8 protein-coding genes are annotated in these 7,869 nt (G+C 69.9%); 1 reads left to right on the top strand and 7 read right to left on the bottom strand.

Annotated features, from left to right (window positions below; all coding sequences use genetic code 11):
- From CH341_RS25395 to tesB, 6 genes are all read right to left on the bottom strand, one after another.
- Positions 1-460 (bottom strand): DNA translocase FtsK 4TM domain-containing protein (locus tag CH341_RS25395; protein ID WP_210208610.1); only part of this gene is annotated, 460 nt, incomplete at its 3' end.
- 52 nt (positions 461-512) lie between these two features.
- Positions 513-1,742 carry an aminotransferase class I/II-fold pyridoxal phosphate-dependent enzyme gene (locus tag CH341_RS25390; protein ID WP_111421762.1) on the bottom strand — a complete coding sequence of 410 codons (1,230 nt, stop codon included), beginning with the start codon at positions 1,740-1,742 and terminating at the stop codon, positions 513-515.
- Positions 1,743-1,980: 238 nt separating this feature from the next.
- The gene (locus CH341_RS25385) at positions 1,981-3,426 is read right to left on the bottom strand and encodes an ammonium transporter (RefSeq protein ID WP_111421763.1); all 1,446 of its coding nucleotides are present in this window, start codon (positions 3,424-3,426) and stop codon (positions 1,981-1,983) included.
- Positions 3,427-3,454: 28 nt separating this feature from the next.
- The gene (locus CH341_RS25380; RefSeq protein WP_111359962.1) at positions 3,455-3,793 is read right to left on the bottom strand and encodes a P-II family nitrogen regulator; all 339 of its coding nucleotides are present in this window, start codon (positions 3,791-3,793) and stop codon (positions 3,455-3,457) included.
- Positions 3,794-4,217: 424 nt separating this feature from the next.
- On the bottom strand, positions 4,218-4,556 hold the full coding sequence (locus CH341_RS25375; RefSeq protein ID WP_111421761.1) for a P-II family nitrogen regulator: 339 nt from the start codon (positions 4,554-4,556) through the stop codon (positions 4,218-4,220).
- Between the two features lie 213 nt (positions 4,557-4,769).
- Positions 4,770-5,639 (bottom strand): acyl-CoA thioesterase II, encoded by an 870-nt coding sequence (tesB, locus tag CH341_RS25370; protein ID WP_111421760.1) that lies wholly within the window; start codon positions 5,637-5,639, stop codon positions 4,770-4,772.
- Positions 5,640-5,905: 266 nt separating this feature from the next.
- Between tesB and CH341_RS25365 the strand changes: the two genes are divergently transcribed.
- Positions 5,906-7,126 carry a ubiquinone biosynthesis hydroxylase gene (locus CH341_RS25365; RefSeq protein ID WP_111421759.1) on the top strand — a complete coding sequence of 407 codons (1,221 nt, stop codon included), beginning with the start codon at positions 5,906-5,908 and terminating at the stop codon, positions 7,124-7,126.
- 55 nt (positions 7,127-7,181) lie between these two features.
- On the opposite strand, the gene CH341_RS25360 is transcribed toward CH341_RS25365, so the two are convergent.
- Positions 7,182-7,805 carry a glutathione S-transferase family protein gene (locus CH341_RS25360; protein WP_111421758.1) on the bottom strand — a complete coding sequence of 208 codons (624 nt, stop codon included), beginning with the start codon at positions 7,803-7,805 and terminating at the stop codon, positions 7,182-7,184.
- Positions 7,806-7,869: the final 64 nt, after the last annotated feature.

The following is a 7,869-nucleotide window of genomic DNA, read 5'->3' as shown; positions in this document are numbered from 1 at the left end:
GACCGCGCACCAGCCAGTCGCCGACCACGCCGCCGAGCCCGCTCGGCAACGGCCAGGCGGCGCTGCGCGGCAGGCAGGCGACGAAGCCGGCGGCGAGCGGCGCGCCGATCGCCCAGGCGAGCACGCGCCACTTCTCGCGGTCGAAGCGACGCTGGTTGGCGAGCCGCCAGCCCCACGCCGCGACCGGCCCGACCAGCGCCAGCGTCGCCAGCCCGAACAGCTGCATGAAGAGATCGGCCGCGATCGCACCGGGCACGCCGAGCAGGTTGCGCACCGGCGCGCTGGTGGCGTGGCTGAGGCTCGGATCCTTCACCGACCAGGTGACGAGCGCGGCCGTGCACAGCATCGCGAGGCCGACCAGGAGGAGCCCCGTCGCCTGTCGGACGCGCCGCTCCAGCCCCGCCCGGAACTCGTCCGGCAGGAGGGCGGTCGCCCCGATTCGGCGCTGCAGTGCGGGCATTGCGACTCCGCTCGTATCTGCCCCGGCGACCGCGGTTGCGGCCGCCGCGTCCTCAGCCCAGCACGGCGACGAGGCGATGCAGTGCCTCGGCCGTGGTCTCCTCGTCCTGAACCATCGCGATGCGGATGTAGTCGGCGCCCGGATTGGAGCCGTCGGCCTGGTCGCGTGCGATGTAGCGGCCGGGCAGCACGCGCACGCCCGCCTCGCGCCACAGCCTGAGCGTCACGGCCTCGCTGCCGCCGAGCGCGGCGACGTCGAGCCAAAGGTAGAAGCCGCCGGCGGGCCGCCGGTAGCCGTAGCGGTCACCGACGATCTGGTCGGCGAGATCGAATTTCCGCGCATAGCGGCGGCGGTTCTCCTCGACATGCTCCTCGTCCGCATAGGCTGCGGCCGCCACCGTCTGGGCGACCACGGGCACCTGCGGGGCGGCGACGTTGCGCAGATCCAGGAACTTCGCCAGGAACGCCGCGTCGCCGGCCGCGAAGCCGACGCGCAGGCCGGGCAGGTTCGAGCGCTTCGACAGCGACTGGAACACCACGGCATTGGAGAAGTCGGCCCCGGCCGCCTGCAGGATGCCGGGCGGCGCGTCGCGCGTGTAGATCTCCGAGTAGCACTCGTCGGCGAACACCAGGAAGCCGTGCCGCCGCGCCAGCGCCAGCAGCCGCGACAGGTAGTCGAGGTCGGCCACGGCGCCCTGCGGATTGACCGGCGAGGCGATGTAGAACGCCACCGTGCGGGCGAGCAGCGCCTCGTCGAGCGCATCGAGGTCGGGCAGGAAGCCGTGGCCCTGGACCGCCGGCATGTAGACGAGCTCGCAGTCGGCCGCGGTGCCGCCGGCCGGATAGGCGGCGTAGAACGGGTTCGGCACCAGCACGGCGGGTCGTCCCACCTCGCGGCCGCGTTTTTCCGCGACCCAGCGCTTGGCCGCGAGCGCGCCGAGAAACAGGCCCTCCCGGGTGCCGCACAGGACCAGCAGCTCGCTCGCCGGATCGACCGGGCGCGGCAGGTCGTAGCGGCGCGTCAGCCAGGCGGCCGCGGCGGTCCGGAACGCGTCCGTGCCCTTGCCGGCCGGGTAGCGGCCGAGCGAGGCGATGTCGGCGACGAGCGCGTCCTTCACGAAGGGCGGAATCGGGTGCTGCGGCTCGCCGATCGACAGGTTGATGGGCGCGCGCGCGGGCTCGACGCCGGCCAGCAGCTCGGTCAGCCGCACGAAGGGCGAGCGTGTGTCGAGCGGCCTCGCGGACGAGGACGGGGGCGCGCAGGCGGCAGGCGTCATGGACATGGGCGATGCGATTCGTGAGCGGCCTCCGCCGGCCGGCGGAGACACGTCGGGGTGAAGCTTAGAGGGGGCGAGGTTAAGGCGCGATTAACCATCGGCCGTCAAGCCCTCGGGCGGACCGTCTATTCCGCGCAGCGCCGTCGCCGGGCACAAAAAAAGAGGCCCCGACGCGAGGTCGGGGCCTCCAGCGGGAAGGGCGGTGCCGGGTCTCCGCCCTTCCCGGGTTCGTATGAGCCGTGCCTCACATGTTGTAGGCGCGCTCTCCGTGGTCGGCGAGGTCGAGGCCTTCGCGCTCCGCCTCGGGAGTCGGGCGCAGACCGACGACCAGGTCGACGACCTTGTAGAGGATCGCCGAGCCGACGCCGGACCACACGATGGTCAGGCCGACGGCCTTCGCCTGCGAGATGACCTGGGTCATCATGTCGTAGTCGGCGACCTTGGCGGCGACGTAGTCGTAGACGCCGGTGCCGCCGAGCAGCGGGCTGACCAGGATGCCGGTGCCGAGGGCGCCGATGATGCCGCCGACGCAATGGATACCGAACACGTCGAGGGCGTCGTCGTAGCCGAAGGCGTTCTTCACGACCGAGCAGAAGAACAGGCAGACGATGCCGACCACGAGGCCGAGCACGATGGCGCCCATCGGGCCGGAGAATCCGGCCGCCGGCGTGACGGCGACCAGGCCGGCGACGCAGCCGGACAGGGCGCCGAGCAGCGACGGCTTACCCTTCACGATCCACTCCGCGAACATCCACGACAGCGCCGCCGCGGCGGTGGCCACGAAGGTGTTGGTCATCGCGAGCGCGGCCGAGCCGGAGGCCTCGAGCGCCGAGCCGGCGTTGAAGCCGAACCAGCCCACCCACAGCAGGGCGGCGCCGATCATGGTCTGGACCAGCGAGTGGGGGGGCATCAGCTCCTTGCCGAAGCCGATACGCTTGCCGACGATCAGGGCGCCGACGATGCCGGCGATACCCGCATTGATGTGCACCACGGTGCCGCCGGCGAAGTCGAGCGCGCCCCACAGGAAGATCTGTCCGGCATCCGCCATCACCTCGTCGAGCTTGGCCTGTGCAGCCGCCTTTGCGGCATCGTCGGTGGCGGCCGCGAGCACGGCGGCGGCATCCGCGATCGCGTCCGGGCCGGCCCAGTACCAGACCATGTGGGCGATCGGGAAGTAGATCAGCGTCACCCACAGCGGGATGAACAGCGCCAGCGCCGAGAACTTCATGCGCTCCGCGAAGGCGCCGACGATCAGGGCGGGCGTGATCGCCGCGAAGGTCATCTGGAAGCAGACATAGACCAGCTCCGAGATGTTGGCGCCGACCGAGAAGGTCGCGGCCTTGGTTTCGGGCGTCACGCCGGCCAGGAACAGCTTCGAGAAGCCGCCGATATAGGGCGAGCCGCCCGTGAAGGTCACGCTGTAGCCGTAGAGCGCCCACAGCAACACGCAGACGCAGACCGTGTAGAACACGTGCGCCAGCACCGAGAGCATGTTCTTCGAGCGCACCAGGCCGCCGTAGAACAGCGCGAGGCCCGGAATGGTCATCAGCAGCACCAGCACGGCCGACGTCATCATCCAGGCGTTGTCGCCCTTGTTGACCGTCGGCTCGGCGGCGAACGCCGATGTCGCCGCCAGCATCGCGACCGCGAAGGTCACGAGGCCCGCACGATACGGATTCTTGTATGTCATCATGTCACTCCTGTCCGTTGGCGCGGGGTTACAGTGCCGCATTGTCGGTTTCGCCGGTCCGGATGCGGACCGCCTGATCGATGCCGACGACGAAAATCTTGCCGTCGCCGATCTGGCCGGTCTTGGCGGCGCCCGAGATCGTCTCGATCACCTTCTCGACCTGATTGCTCGGCACCGCGATCTCCACCTTCACCTTCGGCAGGAAGCTCACTGCGTATTCGGTGCCGCGATAAATCTCGGTGTGGCCCTTCTGGCGCCCGTAGCCCTTCACTTCCGTCACGGTCATGCCGTAGACGCCGATGGACGTGAGCGCATCGCGGACCTCGTCGAGCTTGAATGGCTTGATGATGGCCATGACGATTTTCATGAATATCGATCCCCCGCTGGAGGCCCCCTCTGGGGTGAGGACGGGCTGAAATGAACGGCTGTGCACGCGAGATCGCCCCCCGCAGGCTTAGCCACACGGAGCGCGAATCAAACCGCGTGCCAACCCGGGTTCCGTAAGCCGGATGTGCGATTCTGCGGTGCTTTGACGCGTGGCGGTGCTGCAACGCGGTGGTGGAGGGGAGTCCAGCGGGCGAAAACCCGGGCAGCCGACGCGCGATGACCAGTTGCTGCGCAATCGGGAGGCGTTTTCTGCCTATTCTTTGATCAGGAGTGCGGCGAGCGTTAGCGAAGCGTAACCAAGAGGCGGCGGCCGCCCCGAAAAGCCAGGTCGGCCTTCCCCGCACGGCTGCTCGCCCCGCCGCGATGCGGCAGGGGGCGAGAACGGGCAGCCGTGGAGGGGACGCTCAGAGCGCGTCGAAATCGGACTCGCCAGTGCGGATCCGCATCGCCCGGTCGACATTGGTGACGAAGATCTTGCCGTCGCCGATCTGGCCGGTGCGGGCGCTGCCCGTGATCGCCTCGATCACGGCGTCGACCTGGGTGGCCGGCACCACGACGTCGATCCGCACCTTCGGCAGGAAGCTGACGGCGTATTCGGCGCCCCGGTAGATCTCGGTGTGGCCCTTCTGCCGGCCGTAGCCCTTCACCTCGGCGACCGTCATGCCGGTGACGCCGATGCGGGTCAGCGCCTGATGGACCTCGTCGAGCTTGAACGGCTTGATCACGGCGATCACGAGCTTCATGGCGGCCCCCTCTGTGTCGGTTCCGGCGGCGCGGTCCGCCGCCCCGGACGGCGCCGCGCCCGGCAGGCCGGCGGCACCGTGATGGACGAAAAGCGAAAGCGCGTCCGTGCGCAAAGCCGCGCCGACGCGGGAAGGCGAGCCGGCACACTACGCCAACGACAGGCGCCCGTCAGCCGTCGCGTGCGACGGCGATCGGACGCGGCGTCGCGCCGCTCAGTCGTGGCGCGGTCGCACCACGCCTTCCTGGGCGACCGAGGCGATCAGCGTGCCGTCACGCGAAAAAATCAGGCCGCGTCCGAAGCCGCGAGCGCCGCAGGCGTTCGGGCTGTCCTGGCAGTAGAGCAGCCACTCGTCGGCCCGGAACGGCCGGTGGAACCACATCGCGTGATCGAGGCTCGCCGCCATGATGTCCTTCTCGAACAGCGTGCGGCCGTGCGGGATCATCGAGGCGTCGAGCAGCAGCATGTCGGAGGCGTAGGCGAGCACGCAGCGATGGATCGCCGGCTCGTCGGGCAGCCGGCCGGTGGTGCGGATCCACACGTGAAAGCGCCCTTCGGGATGTGCCTTGCCGAGATAGCGCTCGAACTCGACCGGCCGCAGCTCGATCGGCCGCTCGCGCTCGTAATAGCCGCGCACCGGGTCGGGCATCAGCGGCAGGATGCGCTCCTTCAGCTCGAGCTCGCTCGGCAGGTTCTCGGGGCCGACCACGTCCGGCATCTTGAACTGGTGCTCGAAGCCCTGCTCGGGGCGATGGAACGACACCATGGCCGAGTAGATCGGCCGCCCGTGCTGGATCGCGGTGACGCGCCGCGTCGTGTAGCTCTTGCCGTCCCGCAGGCGCTCGACCTCGTAGATGATCGGCACCTTGGGATCCCCGGCCAGGACGAAGTAGGCGTGCAGCGAATGCGGCGGCCGCTCGGCGATCTCCTCCACGGTGCGACAGGCGGCGACCAGCGCCTGGCCGATCACCTGGCCGCCGAACACGCGCTGCCATCCGGATTGCGGCGAACGCCCCCGGAAGAGATTCACCTCGATCCGTTCGAGGTCGATGACCGACAGAAGGTGCTGGACGGCGGACGCCATGGACGCGGGACCTGTCGTTGGGGTGGATTGCCGCAGTGACGCCGGCGCACCGCACAAAGTCAAGGCGTCGGCCGGCTCTCCTCCGCTTGCCGCCGCGCGGGCGGGCAGCCAGGAGCGATACGGCACGAGAGGCCTTGATGCCCGCTTTCGCGGCACGGGCGGAAGCTGAGGCAGACTCCGTCGCATGGCCGCCTTTGTCGCTGCGGTGCTATAGGTCTCGGTACGACCGGCTCCGGTGACGGGGCGGCCAAGGATGCGGTGACGACATGACGGCTGAACGAACCAATGTGGTGATCGCCGGCGGCGGCTTTGCCGGCTTGGCGCTGGCGCTGGCATTGCGCCAGTCGCTCGGCCCGAGCTTCGGGGTGGTGGTGGCGGACCCGGCGATTGCGCGCCCGGCCGTCGATGCGCGGGCCTCCGCCATCGCGGCCGCGACACGCCGCATGCTGGAGACGCTGGGCGTGTGGCCGGCCGTCGCGCCGACCGCCCAGGACATCCTCGACATGGTGATCACCGACAGCCGGCTGGACGACGCCGTGCGGCCGGTCTTCCTCACCTTCGCGGGCGAGGTGGCGCCGGGCGAGCCCTTCGCCCAGATGGTCGAGAACGGTGTGCTGCTGAAGGCGCTGACCGAGCGTGCCCGGGTCGACGGCATCGACCTGCGCGCCACCAGCGTCACCGAGTACGAGGCGAATCCTCAGACCGTGAGAGTGACGCTGGCGGACGGCGCCGTGATCGAGGCGAGCCTGCTGGTTGCCGCGGACGGCTTGCGCTCCAGGCTGCGCGACCTCGCCGGCATCACGGTGGTCGGCTGGGAATACGGCCAATCGGCGATCGTCACCATGGTGAAGCACGAGCGCGAGCATCACGGCCGTGCCACCGAGCATTTCCTTCCGGCCGGGCCGTTCGCAATCCTGCCGCTGACCGACAACCGCGCCTCGCTGGTCTGGGTCGAGACGACCGAGGAGGCCAGGCGCATCGTCGCGCTGCCGGACGAGGGGTTTCAGGGGGAGCTGGAAAAGCGCTTCGGCCTGCATCTCGGGGAACTGGAAGCGGTCGGGCCCCGGCAGGCCTATCCGCTCGGCCTGGGCGTCGCGCGGTCCTTCGTCGCCGACCGGCTGGCGCTGATCGGCGACGCCGCCCACCGCGTGCACCCGATCGCCGGCCAGGGGCTCAATCTCGGGCTCCGCGATTCGGCGGCGCTGGCCGAGGCGGTGGCGGATACGGCGCGGCTCGGTCTCGACATCGGCGGCCCCGACGTGCTGGAGCGCTACCAGCGCTGGCGGCGCTTCGACACCATGACCATGGGTCTCGCGACCGACGGCCTCAACCGGCTGTTCTCGAACCGCTCCGACGTGTTGCGTCTGGTGCGCGACCTCGGCCTCGGCCTGGTCGATCGCGCCCCCGTCCTCAAGCGCGTCTTCGTGCGGGAGGCCGCCGGTCTCTCCGGCGAGGTGCCGAAGCTCTTGAAGGGCGAGGCGCTGTAGGAGTCCCGGTCGTTTCGGGGCTGCCGTTCTGCGACGCCCCGGAACGACCGATTCCTCACACCATCGGGATCGATGCGACGTGCTGCTGGAAGGCGGGGCGGAGGTCGACGGCGGCGTACCAGCGTTCGAGGTTCGACATCGACGGCCGCTCGGTGACCAGCTCCAGGAAGCGCCGCGCCATGATGGCCACCGGGATGTCGCCGTACGAGAAGGTGTCGCCGGCCAGGTAGGCCGACTTCGCCAGCGCCGCGTCGAGGATCCCGAACGCCGCGATGCTCTTTTCCTTGCCGGTGGCGATCGCCGCCTCGTCGCGCTTGTCGGGTGCGGTGCGGACGAGCTGCCAGAACACCGGGATGATGGCCGGCGCCGCCACGGTGAGCTGCCAGTCCATCCACTGCCCGGCGAGCGCGCGGCTGCGCGGATCGGCGGGCTGCAGCGGCTCCGGCCCGTGCACCTCGGCCAGATAGCGGACGATGGCGTTCGACTCCCACAGCACGAAGTTGCCGTCCTGCAGGGTCGGGATCAGGCCGTTGGGGTTCAGGGCCAGATAATCCGGCTCCTTGTTGCCGCCGAACGGCCCGCCGAGATCGGCGCGCTCGTGCTCGAGCCCCAGCTCGCCGATCGCCCACATCACCTTCTGCACGTTGGACGAGGTCGTGCGGCCCCAGATCTTCAGCATTTCTGTCCTCGGCTTCCGCGTTCCGCTCCTGTCGTTCCGGGGTCCGGGCGAAAGCCCGCGACTC

Source organism: Rhodoplanes roseus, from assembly GCF_003258865.1.
GTDB classification, from domain to species: Bacteria; Pseudomonadota; Alphaproteobacteria; order Rhizobiales; family Xanthobacteraceae; genus Rhodoplanes; species Rhodoplanes roseus.
Note: the sequence above shows the minus strand (reverse complement) of the source record. Positions and strands in the feature narration are given on the sequence as shown.